Here is a 508-nt window from a genome sequence, read left to right as displayed (position 1 = left end):
GGATGTCGTCGGACAGGATCTTCATCACGACCGGAAAGTCCATCGCGGTCGCCGCGGCAATCGCCTCGGCGGAAGTGGCGCAGGCCCTCTCCGGCAGAACCGGCACGCCCGACTTCGCCAGCAGCTCCTTCGCCGCTGCCTCGTTCCTCGAGGCCAGTGCGATCGGCGCGCCCTTCGCCAGATCCGGCGCCGCGACGGCCGCCGCCTGCAGCTCACGCACGAAGGTCGCGCCGGCGATGGCGCGGATGGCGCGCGAGGGATCCTCGAAGACGGGGATGCCCGCCGCCTCCAGCTTCAGCCGGATCTCGTCGATATGCGTCATGACGGCCACGACGAGCCGGTCCGGCGCCGCCTTCCGCAGTGCGAGCAGCGCCTTCTCCAGCGGCGGGAAGCGTTCCACGTTGCGGCCGAGATGCGCGAGATAGAAGACGAAGGAGCCGAGTTCCGCGCCTGATATCATCGCCTGGCTGATGGTCTCGAAGATGTGCATGCGGCCATTGAGCTGCGC

The 508-nt window shown here is 68.7% G+C and carries 1 protein-coding gene; it reads right to left on the bottom strand.

Translation table 11 applies throughout. The features are described from left to right. Positions 1 to 508: acetate--CoA ligase family protein (locus tag AC1DWF_RS38940; RefSeq protein WP_476843723.1), on the bottom strand; the 508-nt coding region annotated here is incomplete at both ends.

The organism is Aminobacter sp. P4_D5 (genome assembly GCF_056401815.1).
The sequence above is the reverse complement of the archived record's forward strand: the minus strand, read 5'-3'. Positions and strand labels throughout refer to the sequence as shown.